The 22,636-nt window shown below is 48.7% G+C and carries 15 protein-coding genes; 9 read left to right on the top strand and 6 right to left on the bottom strand.

Features of this window, described 5'->3' with window-relative positions; all coding sequences use genetic code 11:
* Nucleotides 1-25: 25 nt before the first annotated feature.
* Genes MHM94_RS07035 through MHM94_RS07015 form a run of 5 tightly spaced genes read right to left on the bottom strand, consistent with a single transcriptional unit; the run spans nt 26 to nt 11,224 of the window.
* Nucleotides 26-7,495, bottom strand: a complete 7,470-nt coding sequence (locus tag MHM94_RS07035) for an Ig-like domain-containing protein (protein ID WP_235419410.1) — start codon at nt 7,493-7,495, stop codon at nt 26-28.
* Nucleotides 7,482-8,342, bottom strand: a complete 861-nt coding sequence (locus MHM94_RS07030; protein ID WP_235419411.1) for a sulfotransferase — start codon at nt 8,340-8,342, stop codon at nt 7,482-7,484. Before MHM94_RS07030 ends, MHM94_RS07035 begins: the two co-directional genes overlap by 14 nt.
* A 59-nt stretch (nt 8,343-8,401) precedes the next feature.
* The gene (locus tag MHM94_RS07025) at nt 8,402-8,998 is read right to left on the bottom strand and encodes a tail fiber protein (RefSeq protein ID WP_151173095.1); all 597 of its coding nucleotides are present in this window, start codon (nt 8,996-8,998) and stop codon (nt 8,402-8,404) included.
* An 11-nt stretch (nt 8,999-9,009) separates the two neighbouring features.
* On the bottom strand, nt 9,010-9,963 hold the full coding sequence (locus MHM94_RS07020) for a formyltransferase family protein (RefSeq protein WP_235419413.1): 954 nt from the start codon (nt 9,961-9,963) through the stop codon (nt 9,010-9,012).
* On the bottom strand, nt 9,956-11,224 hold the full coding sequence (locus MHM94_RS07015) for a hypothetical protein (protein ID WP_235419415.1): 1,269 nt from the start codon (nt 11,222-11,224) through the stop codon (nt 9,956-9,958). The genes MHM94_RS07020 and MHM94_RS07015 overlap by 8 nt, the downstream gene beginning before the upstream one ends.
* A 242-nt stretch (nt 11,225-11,466) precedes the next feature.
* On the opposite strand from MHM94_RS07015, the gene cobO reads away from it, so the two are divergent.
* Entirely contained in the window at nt 11,467-12,063 is a 597-nt protein-coding gene (cobO, locus tag MHM94_RS07010; protein WP_053910531.1) for a cob(I)yrinic acid a,c-diamide adenosyltransferase, read from the top strand.
* The gene (locus MHM94_RS07005) at nt 12,063-12,920 is read left to right on the top strand and encodes a cobalamin-binding protein (protein WP_130144766.1); all 858 of its coding nucleotides are present in this window, start codon (nt 12,063-12,065) and stop codon (nt 12,918-12,920) included. The genes cobO and MHM94_RS07005 overlap by 1 nt, the downstream gene beginning before the upstream one ends.
* On the opposite strand, the gene MHM94_RS07000 is transcribed toward MHM94_RS07005, so the two are convergent.
* The gene (locus MHM94_RS07000; RefSeq protein ID WP_235419417.1) at nt 12,917-13,438 is read right to left on the bottom strand and encodes a GNAT family N-acetyltransferase; all 522 of its coding nucleotides are present in this window, start codon (nt 13,436-13,438) and stop codon (nt 12,917-12,919) included. The genes MHM94_RS07005 and MHM94_RS07000 overlap by 4 nt on opposite strands.
* 198 nt (nt 13,439-13,636) lie before the next feature.
* Between MHM94_RS07000 and MHM94_RS06995 the strand changes: the two genes are divergently transcribed.
* From MHM94_RS06995 to MHM94_RS06965, 7 genes are all read left to right on the top strand, one after another.
* Entirely contained in the window at nt 13,637-14,338 is a 702-nt protein-coding gene (locus tag MHM94_RS06995; protein WP_235419419.1) for a hypothetical protein, read from the top strand.
* A complete protein-coding gene (locus MHM94_RS06990) occupies nt 14,338-15,747 on the top strand; it encodes a DNA polymerase Y family protein (RefSeq protein WP_235419421.1) in 1,410 nt (469 codons plus the stop codon). The genes MHM94_RS06995 and MHM94_RS06990 overlap by 1 nt, the downstream gene beginning before the upstream one ends.
* Nucleotides 15,747-18,833, top strand: a complete 3,087-nt coding sequence (locus tag MHM94_RS06985; protein ID WP_235419422.1) for an error-prone DNA polymerase — start codon at nt 15,747-15,749, stop codon at nt 18,831-18,833. The genes MHM94_RS06990 and MHM94_RS06985 overlap by 1 nt, the downstream gene beginning before the upstream one ends.
* A gap of 193 nt (nt 18,834-19,026) precedes the next feature.
* The gene (gene glyA / locus MHM94_RS06980) at nt 19,027-20,283 is read left to right on the top strand and encodes a serine hydroxymethyltransferase (RefSeq protein WP_022945772.1); all 1,257 of its coding nucleotides are present in this window, start codon (nt 19,027-19,029) and stop codon (nt 20,281-20,283) included.
* Between the two features lie 92 nt (nt 20,284-20,375).
* A complete protein-coding gene (nrdR, locus tag MHM94_RS06975; protein ID WP_026111229.1) occupies nt 20,376-20,825 on the top strand; it encodes a transcriptional regulator NrdR in 450 nt (149 codons plus the stop codon).
* Between the two features lies 1 nt (nt 20,826).
* Nucleotides 20,827-21,960, top strand: a complete 1,134-nt coding sequence (gene ribD, locus MHM94_RS06970; protein ID WP_235419424.1) for a bifunctional diaminohydroxyphosphoribosylaminopyrimidine deaminase/5-amino-6-(5-phosphoribosylamino)uracil reductase RibD — start codon at nt 20,827-20,829, stop codon at nt 21,958-21,960.
* 2 nt (nt 21,961-21,962) lie between these two features.
* Nucleotides 21,963-22,619: a riboflavin synthase gene (locus MHM94_RS06965; protein ID WP_235419425.1), complete on the top strand. Its 657-nt coding sequence runs from the start codon at nt 21,963-21,965 to the stop codon at nt 22,617-22,619.
* Nucleotides 22,620-22,636 lie beyond the last annotated feature (17 nt).

The raw sequence follows: 22,636 nt of genomic DNA, 5'->3' as shown, positions 1-22,636 counted from the left end.
ATGCATTAACTTAATGACGTTGCGGTTATTTCAGTTGCTTGGCTTGTCGGCGAATAGCCACTAACGCAAGGAACATAACTAGCCATGCTAGAGTACCGCTACTTTGCTTACGCTTTGGCGGCTGTGAGTTGTCTACCTCAGCAGCAACCTCGATATTAAGCTCGCCTTGTGCGGTGGCTCCGAGTTCATCGCTTAGGGTGTAGCGAACTAACGCATTACCGCTAAAGCCATCAGCGGCGCTAAAGCGTAATGAGAAGTCACTGTTAATTACTACCTCCCCATGTTCGCTGCTTACTTGGGTTACTGTTAACGCTTGTCCTTCTGGGTCGCTATCATTGGCGAGTACATCCACTGTAACCGTACCTTGGTAGGCAACCGATGCGCTATCAGCAACTGCAACCGGCGCTTGGTTAGCGACAATGTTAATACTTACCTCGGCACTGTGGCTATTGCCAGCAGCGTCGCGAATACTGTAAATCAAACGGTCGTTACCAATGAACTGGCTAGGTGTTTGGTATTGAATTTTGCCATCAATAATACTGGCATCACCCAGCTCCGCCTCGACGCCAGTAAGCATGATTTCATCACTCTCGGCATCAGTATCATTACTTAGCACATCAAGCATCGGCATGGCGTTCTCTGCTACCGTGTACACATCATCGTTTGCAATCGGTGGCTGGTTGGCGTCAAGAGCTATAGCCACCACACCAGGGTCAACAATGCTGCCATTGATGATGCCATCAGCATCATTGGCGCCGCCATCTGTCAATGTTAATTGTACGCACCAGTGCCCGGCTGTCAGCCCGGGTTGCCAAAGCTCACTACCTGGTGCTGGGCAGTAACCTTTACTACCTAACGCTGAAGCAATAGCATCATCGCCTTGGGTATCCAGATCTTGCCATTGGTCATTGATATACTTGCGATAGAGTGCATTTTGCGGCAGTGGCTGACGCTGCGGAAGCACAAAATCAACGGCAGCACCAGGTACCGGTAGGGCACTGACTACAACACCGTAAAGTGTGCCAACATGACGTGTGTCTTCATCACTTGCGACCTGCTCTGGCATCAGCTCAGCCCCTGCATTCGCAGCATCAGCAAATATACTGGTTTGCAGACAGTTGCCATATTCAGTCTCGACGATAAAGTTATCTTCTTGCGCTGGTGTTGCTGCAAGTAAGTGACATACGCCGATGGCGTCTAAATAATCAGCAACGCCGTCACCGTCACTATCACGGTAACCTTCACTAGCATCAGGGATCAGATCGCCGTCACTATCATTATCGCTCAAAGGCGGTAGCGTACTGCGCACATCTAACTGCAGTTTGACACTTTGACTGGCCGCTGGAGTGCCGCTATCAGTGACTTCGAGACTGACATTATAGATACCCGGAGTGAGATCACTGGCCTCGATAATAGCGCGTTCACTACTCGTTTGGTTCAAAGGTAGTGTCGGGTTTATTTGCCACTGATAAGTATGAGAGTCATTGATATTCGCATCGCTTACTTGGGCAACAAGCTCAATATCCTGGTCGGCAACAAATAACGTCATCGCTTGCGCGTTTTGCTGTGCTGTTACCTTCACTTGTGGGGCAAGGTTACGCTGTGTAATCGTTACTTGGTGCTGCCACGTTGGGCCTCTATTGATACTTTCGTCCAGTGTTATGGTGATGGTTTCATCCTCTTCATCAAGGGCATCAGCGAATACATCAAAGTCGATGGTTGCTTGCTCAGAGGTGAAGCGTAGTTCTGCATTGGTAAGTGAATGGTCATCACTGCTGCTACTGCCACTGACGGTAAAAGGCACTATAAGTGGGTAGCTTGGCGCAGGACCGTTTAAGTAAGCGGTAATGCTATGACTGCGCCCCTCAGTGATAATACTTTGTGCACTCAAGCTTACCTGTGGGTTGACCTCCACACGCTGTGATTGCAAGGCACTGCGACCTTGATCATCTGTAGCTTGCCAGTAAATTTTATGCACGCCTGGTTTGAAATACACCGGATTGTCTAGGATTCTAACCGCAATGGCTTTACCCGTTGCATCGACAGCAGTGGCAACACCAAGATTTACTTTCGTGTACAAGCCTGTGGCATCAACACTGACATCCGCAGGCAGTGAGAGTAGTGGGATATCGTCGGCCATAGGGCCATCAAGGGAGAATCTGACCGTTGCTGTATCCGCTAAACCTTGCTCGTCGGCGATGCGATAGCGCAGTGTCGTGGTTTCATTAAGACCACCAGGAGGCGTATATAGCAGCGCGCCATTGTCGATAGTGACATCACCTAATTCTGCGCTAGCTGTTGTTATGCGTAAGGTATCACCTTGATCTGGATCGCTGTCATTGCTAAGTACCTCAAGAATGTATGTGCCGCTGTCATTGCGCGTAAGGCTCACAGTATCATCATTGGCTATTGGTTTGTCATTGACTCCGGTGACAGTAATTTCAATAGCGACAGGTTCACTTTGTAAATCACCGTCACTTGCTATCAAAGTTGCACTATCAGTGCCTTGAAAGTCAGTATTCGGTGTGTAAGTGAGGCTTAAGCCATTGACGAGTAGCTCACCCTGCACAGGCGCTGAAACGACTGTAATAGTGACTTGTTCTGCCTGTTCATCGTCTACTTCTAGGGTCACCGTTTTTGACGTATCTTCTTCAACACTGAACGTGCGAGTGATAATACGAGGGGCCTGATTAGCCTCAGTGACTTCGATAGCAAACGCCGGGAGTTGCGTACTCAAGTCGCCGTCACTGACGGTAATTTGAATATTGCTAACGGTGCCAACATCGCTCTCACTGGGTGTACCTTGCAGTTGCCCTGTTGCGGTATCGAAGGTTGTCCAGCTGGGCTGATTGACGATCGAAAAGGTGAGGGCATCATCATCGGGATCTGATGCAGTTGGGGTGAAGCTATAGTTCTGCTCAATCGCAACCTTTGTATCAGGAGTGCCGCTAATCGTAGGTGCTTGATTTGCTGCCGTTACCGAAATAGAAAATGCGGGCAGAGAATCTGTGGCTGAGCCATCCGAGACAGAAATAATGATATTTGAGTAATCACCAATATCAGCATCGGTTGGCGTCCCCTGTAGCTGACCATTATTGGAGTTAAAGCTGGCCCAGGCTGGTAAATTAGAGATGCTAAATGTTAGTGGATCGTTGTCTGCATCAGTTGCACTCGGCGTAAATGAATAGTTACTACCTACGTTTGCATTAGCAGCAGGTGTGCCAGAAATAACAGGAGAGCCATTGGGTGGGCTGTTTCTTGTAATAGTGGCTACATCAACGTATGTGGAGATATTGCCCGCAGCATCAAGTGCAGCTACCACAAAGTTATTATCGCCCAGTGTCAGCGGTGCCGACAGCGACCACGCATTCCCAGATACTGCAGATGAAGCCAGTACACTGGTTGAATCAGCAGTACCATCATCATTAGCATCAGCGTAAAGCGCGACATTGACACCGTTCTCGCTATGCGTACCAGCTACTGCTAATTGTGTGCTGGTGGTGCTCTCAGGTGCGCTTGGGGTGGTTACAGTTGGGCTTACTGGAGCTGTGGTATCTATCACCAACGCTTTATTAGCGCCTAGGCTGCCCGTTGCGCCAGGAGTCGCTAAGGTTAAGCTCGCGTTATTTCCGGCGCTATCACTCACCTGAGCCCCGTTAAGTGCCAACGCAGAAGTTGTTGTGTAATCAAGGTCGGCACTGGTATCACCAGCTTGCACCGTATAGGTGAACATCAAGGTATTTGTGCCGGAGCCAGAACTGTAAGCAATCGTTCTATCTGTGGCACCGGTTTCCAGTGTTAGACTAGGTACTCCGCCAGTGACATTAATGGCTTCGCTAAAGGTGACTCCGATATTAATTACTTCGCCAGCGCCGTAAGCGCCATCACTTGTTGTTGCACTGACTGAGGTAACGGTCGGGGCTATGCTATCTACTAATACTCCAGATAAAGCGCCAACGTTATTCAAAGTCACGTCTAAGGCATTACCTGCATTGTCATTGATAGTTCCCCCAGCTAGGGTAAGTGCGGTTAAGCCAATACCGTTAGTATCTTCAAGGCCGGCTGCTAGGGCGGCAGTTCTAAAGTTCAACGCAGCTGTTCCTGAGCCGGATAGGTAACTTGCAGCGACAGTAGAGCCACCGATATCGATAGTTAAGCTTGGCGTCCCGCCAGCTGTATTGACGGTTAAGTTTTCATTACTATTTAGAGTGAAGTCTAAAGTATCACCTGTTTTATATGTGCCATCAGCAGGAACAGATATGCTGGAGATTTGTGGTGCAACTACATCTACATTATGTGTTTCGCCGGAATTAAACGCAGGTACATAGCCATTGTTATTATTGCCGTTGCCAGAGTCATCAACGATGTCGGTATTGGCATTTAAATCGAGACGGATGCTGCCGGTACCAGCGATGTTGTTGACGGTGATGTTGACGCTCGAGCCACTGGATGCAGACACTGAAGCTATGTCACCACTTGCGGTCCCAGACACCGTCGTGAGTGTGAAATCATCGGTGCTGATATTATTGGCATTTTTACTGAAAGTGATGGTGTAGGTGATACTACTATCATTTGCAGCGGGAGTTCCCGCAAGGGCAATACTTGTCACACTTGGAGGAACATTATCTGCAGCGGTCAACTGAGCACTGTCGGCTGCGGTCAATGCGCCAGATGACGCTCGCAAGTTGAACGATTCAGCAGCGGTCCCGGAGAGGGTATAATTCAGGGCTAAATTGGTAAAGGTTGCCATCCCTGAAGAGGGGGTAACTGTTACGGTCGCGCCATTGCCATCGTTGTCACCTGTGGCTGTCATGGTCACACTGCCAGCGCCATTAACCTCAGCTAATAGTATATCGGTGCTGTAGCCAGTGTCGACAACGCCTGCAGCATCTACCGCTGATACTTGTGGCACGGTCGTGAAGCTAGTGTTCTGTCCAGCTGGAATGGCTGTTGGCGCTGGTTCTGTATCAAAGCGCAAACGTGTGGCAACCACATCAGAGGTAATGCTATTAGCGTCGACACTGACAAAATCTGCACCTGTCGCCTCATCATCAGCGGTTAACGTGAAGCTTTGCTGGTCGGCAGTGGCGGTGTAAATCAAGCTACTAAAGCTTGCAACCCCTTGGGTTGCGCTCACACTGGCATTGCTGAGTGAGCCTGCTGAGGCCTCAGTCAAGGTCACTATTTCGGTAAAGTCTTTATCGGTATTACCAAAATCATCTACGGCTCTTACTTCTGGGGTGGTTGAGAGTACGTTGCCAGAGATACTGCCCGAAGGTTGGGTTCTAAAATAAAGCCCTGTGGCGGTGATATCTAATACCGAGCCGGTACCATTATCTACCAGGGTAGTGGTGCCCATTGTTGTCCCGGAAGACTCAATAACATTGCTTGAGCCATTAACGCTTAGTCTAAAAGTGCGTTTATCCACCATGTTGGTGTTTACATGGTAGTAGGCATTGATTACATAATCCTCTTGGGTGCCATCGACAATGCTGATGTTTAACCCTGAGAAGGTCAACGTACCGGCAATATAATTACCGACGATGTTATTGGCATCAGGGCCGTGGAGGCGCCAAGTGGTACTGCTACGCTCGTACTCTGTGGCTGTACCATTAACCTGTACTTGAATGCTTGATATATTCATTGGTAGGTTATCGCCACCGCCATCAACAAGCGTAAAATCCAACACATCTACGGCTGTTGCCGGGCTGTTCGAGGTTGTCGGCCTCAACACCGGCTCACTGACACCCGCAGCAGGGATGAGATCGCCGTTATTCAGCGGCGCTTGCACAGTGACGCTGACATCTTGGTTTGTTGAGGTACCGCCATCACCATCACTGACGGTAACGCGCACTGTGCGCGTACCTGTAGTTGGGTTGGCGGTATCGATATTTTCAAAACTGATCTGTTGTAACAGGGTTTGTACTCGCGCCGCTGTGGCGTCAGTGTTGAGGTTGACGACAAAGTCGTTCCCCACAGCAATATTATTCAATAAGGTACCAATTGTGGTACCAGACACGGACACATTACTCCCTGCTGTGGTGCCCGCTAGGGCTACCGTGCCTGAGGTATCTACAGAAAGTAAATCCTCAGCGCTATCTTTTCCTGAAACGATCGTAACCGTTAAAGCGCCACCGTTGAAGTTAGCGCTGTCGCCATCGGTTATGATCGCTGCTGTGCCTTGGTCAAGGAGTGTTTGCGCACCAGGGAACAGGCTGACACTATCGCCATTGAGGTTGCCAATTGACGGGGGAGTGTTGGCAGGTGCTAAATTAGCGAGCACAAGATTATCGATTCTGACACACTCGAGATCTCCACCCGCATTGTTTACGATGGTGAGCTTGGACACGCCATTCCAATTTAGGCTTTGTGTTCCGCCAATACCATTAGCTAGAGAGCCTGTTGTTGCTTGGTCGCCATTATCCGAGTAGATTTTGAAGTTTTGGTTAACGCCAGAACAGTTAAACATGTCAATCGAGGTGACGTTAAAGGTTTCACCACCAGAGAAGTAAATCTCCCCTTTAGTTTCACTGGTATTACCCCCAAACTCTGGGGAGAAATAGGCATCATGAGATGAGTACACAGCTCCAGTGTAAATTGAGGATGCCCCGCCATCGGTACTTAATTGTATGGTATAACCCGATACTGTATATGACTTACTCGCAGCATACCCGGAGGGGAAACCCGACATATTGATAGTTCCGCTATAGGCTAATACATCGGAAAAGTCGGCAAGTGCAATAGCGCTAAAAGGAGTCGCTGTATTTATATCACCATGCTTGATTTCTAACTCCCAGTTACCGCCTTGATCAACATTTCCTGTGTTGTCAATCGACGCGGCGACATCGGCATGGGTGTATGTAGCGATAAGTTGAATAAACTCTGTACCAAGCTCTCCTTTACCAAGGTTACAATTGTAAAAGTGAATATCAGCGTCCGAGCTAAGTTTGTCCCCTAGTTGCTTTAAGTCATCGAGGTAGTTGTGTAATTGTGCCGCTCCTACCTGCTGCTTGCCGACATGAATAAGTCCTTCTGAGCCATGGCTTACCCAATGAATCGCGTTGAGGTTATGATAGCTTTCTAGTTTTCTATTAAGTTGCGCAAAAACAGGACTGCTATCATCGATTTCAATAATATCAACGCCCGGCTTGAGTGCCTTATAAAAGGTTGACTTATCTTTAAGCGTTGCGTCAATCACCATGATTTCATGGATATTCTGTCCACTTACAAGGTTAGGCTCTGCCAAGGTTGAGTTGTTAGTCTGTGCAGATGGGGCGCCCTGGGTCATTACCAACTCTGAGCTTTCAAATTGCTTTGCTTTTAGTGGCAAATGGGTTGCTGTTGCGCTGCTTGTCTGCAAAGTAACTGACTGTGATGTGCTGCGCATTGTCTCATTGCGTATATAGCCGCTATAGGCGCCCGCCAAAGAGGGAAGAGCACTTAAGCCCAAGGGCACAAGCATTCCTGCTAGTTTGTTGGCTTTAAATTGAATCATGGTTGTCTCCTTGGCTCGGTGTGGCGCAGATCAAGCTGGCTTGTGTGCCAGTTGTATCCTGCCAAAAGGCCATCTCGCTGTACTTCTTAAATAATTCTGGTGGTAAAATGCTGCGTCTTGGGGTGAACTGCACTTGCTTTTTCACGGTATGGAGGCCTTTCACGCCGATGTTGGCATCGAACTCTCCCTCGTCATATTCCACCTGATTAAAGTCATGGTCGAATGTGGGCAGAGCAAGAAATTGATAAACAAGCTCCATGGAGCGAGCCGGGTGCTGAGTGAGTAAATCGTAATCCAGCAGTAATAAACGCTCTGAAAACTCGCCGTAGTAAGCTTCTTTAAGAGCCGTCCACGCGCTGCCTAATGCACCTTGATGGTGGGCCAGAGATTCACAGCGGGTATAGACTGTTTGTCGGCTCTGAGGTGAGTACATACGGCTATAGTCGAAGGGGTTTTTACGGTAAATACACTCGAAACTATCCATCACCCAAGCCGGGTTGCGAACACAACAAATTACTTTGAAATCACCAAATAGTTCTACCAGTTGGTGCATACGCGCAGTCCAAATACGGTTAGTATCAAAGATAACGTCTTTATCTCTGTGCTCACTGTAATAACTGTTGGCTAAGCTTAGGCAAAGGTCACGGCGCTTAGACTCATTAAAAAACGGGGAAAATTCACTCCCAGCGCCTATTTGCTCTAAGCAGCTGCCCATAAGGGGAGCAATAGGGCTGCTCATGGCGGCATGAAATTGCGGGTTTTGCCTGAGTAAACCAGCTAATAAAGTAGAACCTGAGCGGGGCAGCCCTGAGATAAAGTGATACTGCGGCATGATAAATCCTGTCATTATAAATCAAGGCAATATTAGCTTAATATTGCCTGAATAGTCCTTGTTTTCTGTCAAGTTTAGTTCCTAGATGGGAAAATACCTACTTCAGCGATAGAGTAATTCACTCCCAAGGTAGGTTGCAGAATATTAAAGCTTCGATCGCCACCAGGGCTCATTACAGTAGCCGTGCCGTTTAAAGACACACCCGCTAAGCTAACGTTACTGCCGCTATTCGCGGGAGCATAGATTTTTTCAGGCTGGTCCGCAGGAGAGCTACCGGGCAGAGCGGTTGCTAATATAAAGCCGTCCTGCGGTGATGCAGAAGTGCCCTCTACAGTGGTCGCAGCTAGGGTGCCCGTTACCCCAGACAGTGATGCTGTGGCACTATGCGATGGTAGCTCTACAGGAGTAAGAGTATGGGTTTCCGCGCCCCTGGTATCGCCCATTTTCCAGTTAAACTGGCTTCCTGGGTGATTGCCTTCGCCCACAGCCGTACGCCCACGTAAATCTGGTAAACCATAGGTGGTACGGCCGTCACCACCGTAGTTAGTGCCGAGTAAAGAAAATAACGCGGTGTTTGAACTGATAGACAGGAGCTGCCCAGCACACAGTGCCCAGCCGCGAGGGGCAAAATTAAAGCCAAAAGGTTGAATTTGTCCTAAAAATGCTTCCATTGTGGTATTCCTTATGCTTGCTGTTGTAAGAATTCTGAGTTGTTTAGACGCTCACCGGCATCTAAGTGGATAAGGTGCGCAAGACGTTCGCCACTGAGGACGCCAAGCTCGCAGGCGAGAATATCCAAACGCACACAGCCACTTTGACTGCTTACCACAAGTCCATGCTCTTGAGATATCATCACCACAGTGCCAGGAGCGACACCGTAATTTGGGTAATCGACAGCCGTGGCTTGAATAACTTCAATATGCATTCCTTTAGCTTTGCATAGCACACGACCAAAATGACCATTGCTTGCTCGCGTAAGCGCATCAATTTGACCCGCACCAAACTGGCTAAAATCAAGGTCAATATGAGGTGGAGGGAGCGCTAATGCCGACACTGAGTTGACATGCTGCTGCTGGCTATTTCCGAGCTCATTAAGAAGAGCATCTAATGAATGTAACGCTAAATATGCGAATCGTTGGGTTAGGCTGGCATAGGTGTCTTCAGCGGAAATCATCGCGGGCTCTTGCAGTACTACTTGACCACTATCAAGCTGTTCACTCATATGGTGCCAAGTCAGTGCGCTGTGTGTTTCTTGATTACGTATTTGCCAATAGATTGGGTCGCGTCCAGCGTACTCTGGAAGTTTGGAGGCGTGGCAGTTGATGATGCCACGGGGATAATGGCTCAACACGGAAGAAGGTAAGCGATAGCGAAAGCCCATAACCAGCGCTAAGTCTGCCGTAAAATGCGAAAGATGGCTGGGGACCAGGTGGAGCTTTTCTTTACACACAGCTTCAAAAGCAATGTTGTTAGTTGCTAGGGTATTTAACAATAACAAAAGTGCTTCTTTGCCTTGCTGATATTGACTCGGATCTGGGGTTATCACGCCTACCAGTTGCTCCGTTTGCTGTAGTTTCTCAATACAAGGCCAAGCGAACAAGGAGCTGGCGTAGATGACAATGCGTGGCTTAGTCATGGTGATGTACCTTAGTCACTAGGAATCCAGGTAAGCCATTGAGGCAATAATAAAATTTGAGTTCATCGCCTGATTGCGCCACGGTATCATCGGGATGACGGTCTTGAGGTTCAAAGTTAATACAAACAGATAAGTCAGGCAGTGGGTGAGTGATCCCAGATTCATACAAATTCAGTGTTTCTCCAGCGAATAGGGAGATATCGGTGTATAAACTAAGGGTTTGTTTATCGGCCTTTTCAGGCAGATGAGGAATGCGCAGCGTTGCTCCTTCAATGAGTTGTTGCTGCTCATTAATCTGTTGGGGGGCCATCGCTTTTAAACTGTCAGCGGTTAGGCTCATGATTTGCCCCAGCTCGGTGCGCTCACTGGCAACCTCGGCTTGCAATTGGTGCTGTTCTTGTGGCGTTAAACCGTGCTGCTGCCACTGCTCTACATATTCCCGTTGAGCCACATTAAGCATGGCATGAATATCTATTCGTTCGGGGATAAGGTAGCCAGTGTGGCTCAGCTGCTTGGCAAAATGGCGAGCAATCGCTAGGTGACCCTCGCGGCTAAAGCCATGCTGCATTGCCTCAACCACCACAAGATCAAATAACATAGGCGCGTTGTACTGGCAGGCATCGCCGCAATATAGCTGGTGCACGTATTCTTGTAGCCCTAACTGGGCAAGTAGGTGATGCAGAGCCTTGATAGCGCCGGGTTGTATATCGATAAAAGTGACGCGCAATCGACGACCATCAATCCCCTGGCTTTGGTAATAACTCAATAAGGGCACTAATAGAGGAGCAAAAGGACCGCAAGCAGGGTAAGCGATATGCAGTTGTCCTTGCTCGTCATCTAAAAGCGCGGTTACCGCTTTATCTATGGCACGCAAATAGCGACTAACACGCAGCGTATCTTTGATAGTATGAATACAATAGTTAGGTGCCATCACCAGTCCATGCTGATGGATAAACTGCTGTCGGCGTTCATTGGCGGTAAGTTCCGCTTGGTCGTATAAAGCACTAAAGTGTGTAAATAACGAGTTTAACTGCTTACTAACAGCATCTCGGTCAAAACTATGTGGAGTGATAATTTGGCGTGCTGTATCGACGACTAAGGCGTTAAGTGCATCACTCTCTAGGTGGATGGGTGACGTTGTAAGTTGTTGCTTGAGTAAACTTTTTTGTTGTTGGTGTGCAAATAGCCCAGCTACACTGCCATCCATAGCGGAGTCATCGCTACAGCTAGGTGTATGTGGTTGATGTGCAAAAGCGTGCATGACCGAAGTCCCTGTTTTATTACCCTACCACTAGCGTATACTGAGCATGAGTGATTACTCGTTTTTGTAATACAGTGATATATTTCACCTGCTTTTGGCTCAAAAAGGTGTAAACAAGAAGCTGTGTTATAGGTCATAAGCGCCGACGAATAGAGTAACAGACTGAGTATATCGCTCTCTTAGAGGCTGTGTTCAGTAACCCGTACTTGACCATAAAGGTTAATGCAATCATGGAGTTGTAAATGGCGGATAAAAACGAACAACATAAAAAACGTCAGCAAAAAGTGAAAAGTGAAGTGGATGCACGTATTGCCGAAGCGCAAACCGAACAGGGAGTGTTACAAGTGATCACTGGCAACGGGAAGGGGAAGTCAACATCTGGCTTTGGTACCGTTGCCCGTTGTGTTGGTCATGGCCAAAAAGCGGCGGTGGTACAATTTATTAAAGGCTTGTGGGAGTGCGGTGAGCGCAACTTATTAGCTCAGGTAGGGGTGCCTTTTGCGGTGATGGAAACAGGCTTTACGTGGGAGACGCAAAACCGTGAAGCGGATACCCAGGCAGCACAGCAAACTTGGCAGCAAGCTAAGGTTTATTTACAAGATAGCAGCATCGACTTGGTGTTGCTCGACGAGCTTACCTATATGATCACCTATGATTATTTAGATCTTGATGAGGTGCTCGCTGCACTACAAAACCGCCCACCCATGCAATCAGTGATTATTACTGGGCGAGGTGCTCATCGACGTTTAACTGAACTGGCCGATACCGTCAGTGAGGTTCGTAATGTAAAACATGCCTTTGAGGCCGGCATTAAAGCGCGTGCGGGGTTTGATTACTAATGCGTATCTTGATGTTGCTATGGATGCTGTGTGCCAGCCTTAATACTTATGGTCACAGTGAGCAGCGCATTATTGCTCTTGCTCCTCATATTGTGGAAAACCTTTATGCCATTGGCGCCGGCGAACACATCGTCGCGACCGTTGAGCACGCAGACTACCCGCAGGCGGCTCAGGATATCCCCCGTATTGGTGGTTATTATGGTATTCAAATTGAAAAGGTATTGGCACTACAACCAACCTTAGTGGTGGTGTGGCAAAGTGGTAACAAAGCCAAAGACATCGAAGCATTGAAGCGCCTAGGTGTGCCGCTGCTAGTCAGTCAAGTGGAAGGGCCATTAGATATCGCCAAAGAGATCCGTGCGATTGGCGAACTTACCGGCCACGCAATAGAAGCAGAGCAAGTTGCTGCTCAATTTGAGCAGCGCTATCAACGCTTAAAAGAGCAATACCAAAGTGCTTCACAACAGCGTAAAAAGGTGTTTTATCAGTTGTGGCCAAAACCCATGATGACGGTGAATAATAATACGCTGATCGGTAAAGCAATCGAGCTGTGTGGTGGTGACAATGTATTTGCCGATAGTCGCGCTGATTATCCGCAAATCAGTGTTGAAAATGTATTATTAAGTGCACCGGATGTCATTGTTATGGCCGATGAAAAAGGGGCTGATAACAGCGCCATTAATTGGCAGCAATGGACCACGATTCCGGCCGTGAAACATAATCATATCAATAGCATTAATGCTGATTTACTGCACCGTTATAGCTTGCGCCTGCTCGATGGCATCGAGCAGCTCTGTACGGTGGTGAATAACAGTGAACAGCAAGCACATAGTCGCCAACGCGACGCAGTACATTAGGTGTGAACCTTTATCGCGAGCTGATAAATGCACATATACTGGGTGTCCTTAGCGATACCCAGTTGATTGGCTATTTTCATCTTTAACACCGCCCCTGCGCGCTGCGCAATGTTGATGCTGGCGAGGCTATCTTCCAAGCAGTGAAAGTGTACGAAGTGCACATCTTCTCGCGCCCTCAAGTAGGGAATGATGTAAGCCAAGATACTGTCTATGACTCTGTGTCCCCGCGCTATATTCGCTAACCAGTAACCTAATTCACAGACTTGGGTATGAGGGTCTATATGCTTGATAGCGAATACCCCAGCAAATTCACTATGAAAGTAAATAGCGAACCATTTGGCGCCTGGCAACGGGCTGTTAAGGCGCTGCGTAATGTAGTGTTTGGCACTGGCATTATCAACGATATTGCGCTCCCACGGCATTGAGCGCGATAGATGTTCGCGGCTCTGCTCTACCGCATGGTAGAGCGCTGCTGCATCACTGCCACGCAGTAAGTCTAGAGTGATAGCAGAACTCACTACTATTGCTGTCGAGCTGTTGCCAATCATGGAGAGCATGACCCTTCGTGTAAATAGCTACTATGCCATTTCTCGCTTAGAAACTGAACTAAAAACTCCGTTATTACAAGCTGTTATAAATACTTCTTGAAAACAACTTGGGGAGCAGTTTTTAAATCGTATATACTGTATAAATAAACAGTATTTTGGGTGGTGGTTATGAATTCAACATTAGCCTCAATGCAGCATCAAGGGTTAATTTTCAATGCAAAAGCACAGAGCGAACAGACAGGGTCGTGCCCGTTAACATACACACTAACAGGGTTTTCTGAGCTTGATGCTTTATTGCAAGGCGGTTGGCCTGATGCTGGGGTGATCAGTGTTTTTAGCCAGCCGGCAATCGGTGAATTTAGGTTACTGCAAGCACTACTAAGCGCGCAGCAATCGGGTTTAATTATCCTTATTAACCCCCCGGCAGAACCTTGTGCCCATTGGCTTGCCCAGTTGCAGATAGCCAGCGAGCGCGTCGTTATTTTACGACCAAAAAGTGACAGTGAGGCGCTGTGGGCGGCAGAGCAATGTGCTCGTAGCAGCAGTTGTGCCTTAATATGGTTATGGCAGGAAGGCCTATCCTTTACCCAAGTTCGGCGTTTTAACTTAGCCTGTCAGCAATCGCAAGCGGTGCTGGTCTTGCTCAGTTATAGCACCCAGCCTTGCTCACTGCCGGTACAGCTGAGTGTGCATATCTTGCCCACTGACAGTGGTTTAACCGTGCGCTTATTGCGCCAACAAGGGCGTTTTGCCAGTGGCGAAGTACACCTAAGGCGCACTCAGCTATGGCCTTTTTTACATTACAGCGACCTTCATCAGGTTTTCAAGGGAGGCGATAATGAGCCGTTACAGCATGTTGAGGTAGGCTGATGTTCTTAGCTGTGCACTTTTGTGATTTGCAATTGCAATGTCGGGCACTGACTGAGCCGGCTATTTTAGTGTGCAAAGATAAGGTGGTGCAAAGTAACCCGCCAGCGCAACAGGCCGGCATTAAGCCGGGGATGGGGCTCGCTAGTGCGGCGGCCCTGTGCAATACATTGGCTGTGTTTGCCTATGATGAACAGCTTGAGCGCCAGCTATTACAACAAATAGCGCAGCATTGTTACCAGCGTACTGGCGATATTATTCTATGTGGGAGTGACTGCTTAATTTTTGCGACCCACAGTATGCGGATGCTCTATCCTGATATTGAGCAGCTATTTAAGGCGCTGCAAGGGGTATTTAGGCAGTGGTTGCAACACTATCGCTATGGTTGTGCACCGAGTATTGAAGCGGCGGAAGTGTTAGCGCGTGCGGGCACTGAGATGATCACTGACAGCCCCGCTACGGCACAGCACCGCTTGGAACAGTTGCCAGTGAGTGCGTTGCGTATAAGTAGCCAATACCACCATCAATTGGCGCGCTTAGGCTTGAATACGATTGGGCAGCTATTAGCGCTGCCTAAGGCCGAGCTACGCCAACGCTTTCCCTATGAATTATTGGACTACATAACCCGTTTGCAGGGGCAGCTAGGGCATGTGCGTTTACCAAAAAAAGGGCGCTACTATCGCTTTTACCAACCTAGTCAGTACTTTCAGCGCTTGCAAGAGCTGAATTTTGAAATAGACGAGAGCGCGCGTTTACTCCCGGTGATGACCACCCTATGTGAGCATTTATGTGCTTATTTACGGCAAATGCAATTGCACACCCAGAAGCTGCAGTTTAGCTTTTATTTTCGCGAATTACCCACACAGCTGTTTGCGGTTCATAGTGTGGCACCACAAGGGCAGTTAGTACCTTGGTTAACTTTAGTTCAAGTTAAGCTTGAGACCCTTAGCTTGGATGCTCCCGTTATTGCCGTGCAATTAACCTGTGAGCAATTCAGTGATGCCTTAGGTGAAAGCCAAAACTTATTTGATAAGCGCCAGCAAGGGCTGGCAAAACAGCAGTTGCTAGGGGTATTACACGCGCGCTTAGGGGCGCAACATTGTTATCACTTGCATTGCACTAATGCGCATATCCCTGAGTATACGCAAGTGAAGGAAAGCCCTTTACACAGCTATAGCATCTCCAGCTCCAGTAAAAAAACAGCCCCTCTGCGCCCTAATTTTTTACTGGAACCACAAGTGCTTAGCGAGCAGGTTTGTTTATTACGCGGCCCAGAGCGGATACAAAGCCATTGGTGGCAACAGCAATTAATTGAACGTGACTATTACATTGGTGAAAATGCCCAAGGGCAATTATGTTGGTTGTTCAAAGACAAGCATCAGGGTTGGTTTGTACAGGGGTACTTCGCCTAATGAATGCTGTGCAATACAGTGAGCTCTTTTGTCAGAGTAACTTTAGTTTTCTCAGTGGTGCTTCGCACCCCGAAGAGCTGGTGGCGCAAGCATGTGAGCTGGGGTATCAGGCTTTGGCTTTGTGTGATGAATGCTCTGTTGCCGCAGTGGTGCGGGCGCATAGTTATATTAAAGAGCGGCAACTGCCGCTGCGTTTAATCGTGGGCAGCTCTTTTCATTATCAACACTTACATTTTATTGCCCTGTGCCCCACTAAAAAAGCCTACAGCCAACTATGTCGGGTGATCACTAACGCCCGTCGGCGCACTGCCAAAGGTCATTATCAGCTTAGTGAGTGGGATTTGAAAACTCTGCAAGGCTGTATACTTATTTGGCTGCCCCAAGGCCAGGGGCAGGTGTTGAGTGAACATGACCTGCACTGGGGAAAGTGGCTTAAGCGCCACTATAACAACCACCTTTACATTGGCGTACAGCGTCATCTAAGCAGCTTTGAACCCGAGTATTTGACTTATATCGAGGCCTTAGCGCAACACCATCAGCTAACGACTGTAGCCGTTGGTGGGGCACTAATGCATAGCGCCGAACGTTTGCCGTTGCAGCATGTGCTCAGCGCCATTGCCGCCGGGAAATCGGTCCCCGAGCTAGGCGCGGCCTTACTCACCAACGCGGAGCGCGCACTGCGACCAAAAGCTAAGTTAGCCAAGCTGTTTTCGCCAGCGCAACTCGCAGCAACAGTGCATATTAGCCAAGCCTGTACTTTCAATCTCGATGAGCTCAGCTATCAATACCCACATGAGCTAGTACCTAAGGGGTTAAGTGCCAGTGAGCACTTGCGTGCCTTGGTATCCGAAGGCGCGAACAAACGCTTTGGCGGGCCCCCACCGGCACACCTGCAAGCGCAAATAGATAAAGAACTCAAGCTGATTAGCGAGCAGCAATATGAGCCCTTTTTTTTAACTATCTACGATATTGTTTGCTTTGCCAAAAGTCGCGATATTCTTTATCAAGGGCGAGGTTCGGCGGCCAATTCCGTGGTGTGCTATTGCTTGGAAATCACGGCGGTAGATCCCCGACAAATTGATGTCTTATTTGAACGCTTTATTTCCAAGGAGCGCAATGAGCCCCCGGATATTGACGTCGACTTCGAACACCAGCGCCGAGAAGAAGTGTTTCAATATATTTACCGCAAATATGGGCGGCAGCGAGCTGCTTTAGCTGCAACGGTGATCACCTATCGTTTGAAAAGTGCCATTCGTGATGTTGGCAAGGCGTTAGGGTTTAGTGAAACACAACTGGATTACTATATTAAGCAGCTTAATCACCGCCATGGCAGCGAGCAATGGCAGGCGCAACTGATAAAGCTTGGCCTTGACCCGGATGTGGCCATTAACCAACATTTTTTCCGCTTAGTAGATGAAATTCGCGGCTTTCCTCGGCATTTATCCCAGCATGTGGGTGGCTTTGTGATCTCGCAAGGTCCGCTGCATGAGCTAGTGCCAGTGGAAAATGCGGCAATGGCCGAGCGCACCGTGATTCAGTGGGATAAGGATGACCTTGAAAGCCTCGCCTTATTGAAAGTCGATGTACTTGCCTTGGGTATGCTCAGTGCTATTCACCGCTGCTTCAAGTTACTGGCGCAACATTACCAACACCGTATCAGCATTGCTGATATTACCCGCCTCGGCGATGATCCTCAGGTGTTCGCGATGTTACAACGCGCCGATACCGTCGGGGTATTCCAAATTGAATCGCGCGCACAAATGAGTATGTTGCCAAGGCTTAAACCACGGTGTTACTACGACTTAGTGATTCAAATTGCCATTGTGCGCCCTGGGCCCATTCAGGGGGATATGGTACACCCGTTTCTAAAGCGCCGCGATGGCACAGAGACCATCGCTTACCCCTCTAAAGAAGTTGAGCAAGTCCTTAAGCGCACCTTAGGGGTGCCGATATTTCAAGAGCAGGTGATTAAAATTGCCATGGTCGCTGCAGGCTTCAGTGGCGGTGAAGCCGACCAGCTACGTCGGGCCATGGCTAAATGGAAACGTGATGGCGAGCTGACTCAGTTTAAACGTAAACTCATCACTGGCATGTTAGCGCGCGGGTACGAGCAGCAATTTGCTGAGCGTATCTATCAACAAATTTGTGGTTTTGGCGAATATGGCTTTCCCGAGTCGCATTCGGCGAGCTTTGCGGTGCTGGCCTATGTCTCTGCTTACTTAAAATATTATTACCCGAGTGCGTTTTTCTGCGCCTTAGCAAACAGCTTACCCATGGGCTTTTATTCATTAGACCAGCTCATGCAGGACGCGCGACGTCACCAGGTTACGGTGTTGCCCGTTGATATCAACACCTCAGTGTGGGAGCACCAGCTGGTACGCCAAGGGCAAAGTTTCGCGATACGCTTAGGGCTGTGTTGCGTTAAAGGGTTTCGTCAGCAAAGTGCGCAACAGCTTGTTAAACAACGGCCAATAGCCGGATACCACAGCGTCAGTGAGCTATATCAAAGCGGCTTGCGCGAGGTAGAATTAGAAGCGTTAGCGAGCAGCAATGCACTCGCGAGCATAGCGCAAGACCGCTTTAATAGCCGCTGGCAGATTATCGACAAACAACAGCGGTTACCGCTCTTTGGTGAACAGAGCGATGCATTGCCATTAGCACCGCCAAGTAAGTTACAGGATACCCTAGAAGATTATGCCAGTATGGGGGTCAATATGGGCGCGCACCCCCTGTGTTATTTACGCGCCGAAGGGGGATTACAGCACGCAAAAACCGCCCAGCAATTGCGTCTTTGTCGCAGTGGCGCCAGTGTCACTATTGCTGGCTTGGTCACTGGACGGCAATCACCAGGCAGTGCCGCCGGGGTGACATTTCTAACTTTGGAAGATGAAACCGGCAACACCAATGTCGTGGTGTGGCAGGCAACGGCGAAGGCCCAGCAACAAGCCTTTCTAACCGCACGTTTATTGGAAGTAAAAGGGGTAATAGAAAACCACCAAGGGGTGATCCATGTGATTGCTGGGCGGCTTATTGATCATAGTGACAAGTTACCGGCACTGATACTGAAAAGTCGATTTTTTCATTAGCAATAAAAATAAAATAGTGATTTTTTATTTATTTTTATTATGTTTTGGATTTAAAAATATCATTCTTTTAGGGCTGTGAAAAAAATTCAATCCTTGTTTAAATAAGCTCACACATCCTTGATAGGCAAATGCGCGGTTTGCGCGTACAATAACACCTTTCAAATCGACAATTACGTTGCACCTAGGAGACAGCATGTTAGAACGTAGCATGAACATTGCAGACTTTGATCCAGAACTTGCCAAAGCGATGGGCGATGAGGTTTCTCGTCAAGAAGAGCATATTGAGCTTATTGCCTCGGAAAACTACTGTAGTCCACGCGTACTTGAAGCGCAGGGCTCACAGCTTACCAATAAATATGCCGAAGGCTATCCGGGCAAACGCTACTACGGTGGTTGTGAGCACGTCGACGTTGTTGAGCAACTGGCGATTGACCGTGCTAACGAGCTGTTTGGCACTGAGTATGCAAACGTGCAACCGCATGCCGGTTCGCAAGCTAACGCCGCAGTGTTTCAAGCGCTACTTCAGCCACACGACACTGTACTAGGCATGAGCTTAGCTCATGGCGGTCACTTAACTCATGGTGCACATGTAAACTTCTCAGGCAAAACCTACAATGCCATTCAATATGGTTTGAATGAGCAAACCGGCGAGATCGATTACGATCAAGTTGAAGCCCTTGCCCTTGAGCACAAGCCAAAGATGATCATTGGTGGTTTCTCAGCTTATTCTGGTATCGTTGATTGGCAGCGTTTCCGCGAGATTGCCGATAAAGTCGGTGCTTACTTATTTGTAGATATGGCACACGTAGCTGGCCTTATCGCTGCCGGTGTGTACCCAAGCCCAGTGCCTTACGCACATGTGATCACCACCACCACGCACAAAACGCTAGCGGGCCCACGCGGCGGTTTAATCATCTCTAATTGTGGTGATGAAGATATTTATAAGAAGCTTAACAGCGCGGTTTTCCCAGGCGGTCAAGGTGGCCCACTGTGTCATGTTATTGCAGCCAAAGCGGTGGCTTTCAAAGAAGCGCTACAGCCAGAATTTAAAGCATACCAGCAACAGGTTGTGGCTAACGCACAAGCAATGGTATCAGTGTTACAAGAGCGCGGTTATAAAGTGGTATCAGGAAAAACGGACAACCACCTATTCCTGCTTGATTTAATCGATAAAGACATTACCGGTAAAGATGCTGATGCAGCACTCGGTAACGCCAATATCACGGTGAATAAGAACTCAGTACCGAATGACCCACGTTCACCGTTTGTCACTTCTGGTTTACGTCTTGGTTCACCAGCGATTACTCGCCGTGGCTTCAAAGAAGCAGAAGCGAAAGAACTTGCTGGCTGGATCTGCGATGTACTTGATAACATCGAAAGCACTGATGTTCAGGCAAAAGTGAAAGAGCAAGTGAAAGCAATCTGTGCTAAGTTTCCAGTGTATGCCTAAGCTGCACTAAATAGCCATTAGGCAAACATTTGTGTATGATAAAGGCCGCAAAAATAGCGGCCTTTTTGTTTTCTACAGGAACCCCAGTCACTATGCATTGTCCTTTTTGCAGCGCCAAAGATACCAAGGTTATCGACTCCCGGTTAGTGGGCGGCGGCCATCAGGTTCGACGCCGTCGCGAATGCATTGATTGCCATGAACGTTTCACTACTTTTGAAGGCGCCGAGTTGGTAATGCCGCGCGTGATTAAACGGGACGGCTCACGTGAACCATTCAACGAAGATAAGCTCCTTAACGGCTTACATCGTGCCTTAGAAAGGCGGCCGGTGAAAACCGAGCAGGTTGATGAGGTGGTGCATCAAATCAAATCGCAAATTCGAGCTACCGGTGAGCGAGAGGTCAGCTCTTTGCTTATTGGCGAATGTATTATGGAAGCGCTGAAAGGGCTGGATAAAGTGGCCTATGTGCGCTTTGCATCGGTGTACCGCTCGTTTGAAGATATCCGTGAATTTGGCGAAGAAATCGCCCGTCTAGGGGATTAATATGAGCTTCAGTGCACAAGATGAGCACTTTATGCGCCGCGCTATTGCCTTAGCCTGGCAGGGGCGTTTTACCACCACCCCCAATCCGAATGTGGGCTGCGTGTTGGTTAAAGATGATAAGGTGATTGGCGAAGGCTTTCACATTCAGGCGGGGACGCCGCACGCAGAAATTCATGCCTTAAATGCCGCTGCAGAAAATGCCGAGGGAGCCACCGCATATGTGACCTTAGAGCCGTGCAGCCATACCGGCCGCACCGGCCCTTGTGCTGGCGCCTTGATAGCCGCCAAAGTTGCTAAAGTAGTGTGTGCTATGCAAGACCCTAATCCGCAAGTCAGTGGCCGGGGCATGGCGATGCTTGAGGCCGCTGGCATCGACGTTGAGTATGGTTTGCTCGGTGCCCAAGCCGAAGCGCTTAATACGGGCTTTTTAAAACGTATGCGTACTCAGCGCCCGTTTGTCACCTGCAAACTAGCAGCCAGCATTGATGGCAAAACAGCGCTCGCCAATGGCCAAAGTAAATGGATTACTTGCAGTGACGCCCGTGCTGATGTGCATAGCTTGCGAGCGCAACATTGCGCCATTGTCTCGGGTGCCGATACGGTGATAAGCGACAATGCGCAATTAAATGTGCGCCTAAACGAACAGCAACTTGCCGATTACCCGCTGGCGCAAGTGCGTCAACCGGTGCGGGTGATTATCGACAGTCGCTATCGGCTCACACCCGATTTAGCGTTAATGCAGACGCCCGGTAAGATTATTATCGTGCGCTCACGCACAGCTCCTGCGCTTGATAAAGTGCAGCAATGGCCCAACAATGTAACCGAGTTGCATGTCGCCGGGGATAACGATGGCCATGTAGATTTAGCCGCGTTACTCACGCAACTGGCTGCAGATGATATTAATTCGCTGTGGCTTGAAGGAGGCGCGACCCTAGCGGGAGCCTTTGCGAAGCAGCGGCTTATTGACCGCTATGTGGTTTATTTAGCCCCTAAACTTATGGGCCAAGGTGCCAAAGGGCTGGTGAACATAGGTCCATTTGCCGATATGAACGACATTGAACAGATGCAATTTATCGATATGCGCCCCATAGGCGAAGATGTGCGCCTTACCCTAGATAAAAGAGCAGTGGAATAGCCATGTTTACAGGCATTATAGAAGCAACCGGAACCTTAAGTTCACTCACTTTTGTTGATGGCGATTTAAAAGTGCGCGTCAGCAGCGATAGTCTCAACATGGACGATGTGGCCTTGGGTGACAGCATTGCCACGAACGGCGTTTGCCTTACGGTGACACAAAAATTCAGTGATGGGTTCAGTGCCGACGTATCGCGCGAAACCTTATCACTCACACGCTTTGCGCATTACCAGCAAGGCCAACGTGTTAATCTTGAAAAGGCGCTGCAGCCATTATCAAGGTTAGGGGGTCATTTGGTTTCTGGGCACGTAGACGGCATTGCCGAAGTGGTTGATGTGCGTAGCAACGCCCGCGCTATTGAGTATTGGCTGCAAACCGACGCCGAACTGATGAAGTATATTCCCTATAAAGGTTCAGTGTGTATTGATGGTGCCAGTTTGACCGTCAACGAGGTTCACGGTAGTCGCTTTAAGCTGACCATTGTGCCGCACACTTTAGAGCAAACCACGATTGCAGATTTTCAAGTGGGCACCCAGGTTAACCTTGAGGTTGACCAAATAGCTCGCTATTTAGAGCGCCTAATTAATGGCGCCAAGGCTGAGCAGCCTCAATCCTCAGTTTCCGAGAGCTTGCTGGCGCAAGCTGGATTTATAAAATAAACGATAATGGGCAAGAT

This window comes from Pseudoalteromonas sp. CNAT2-18.1, assembly GCF_022347865.1.
GTDB classification, from domain to species: domain Bacteria; phylum Pseudomonadota; class Gammaproteobacteria; order Enterobacterales; family Alteromonadaceae; genus Pseudoalteromonas; species Pseudoalteromonas ruthenica.
The sequence above is the reverse complement of the archived record's forward strand: the minus strand, read 5'-3'. Positions and strand labels throughout refer to the sequence as shown.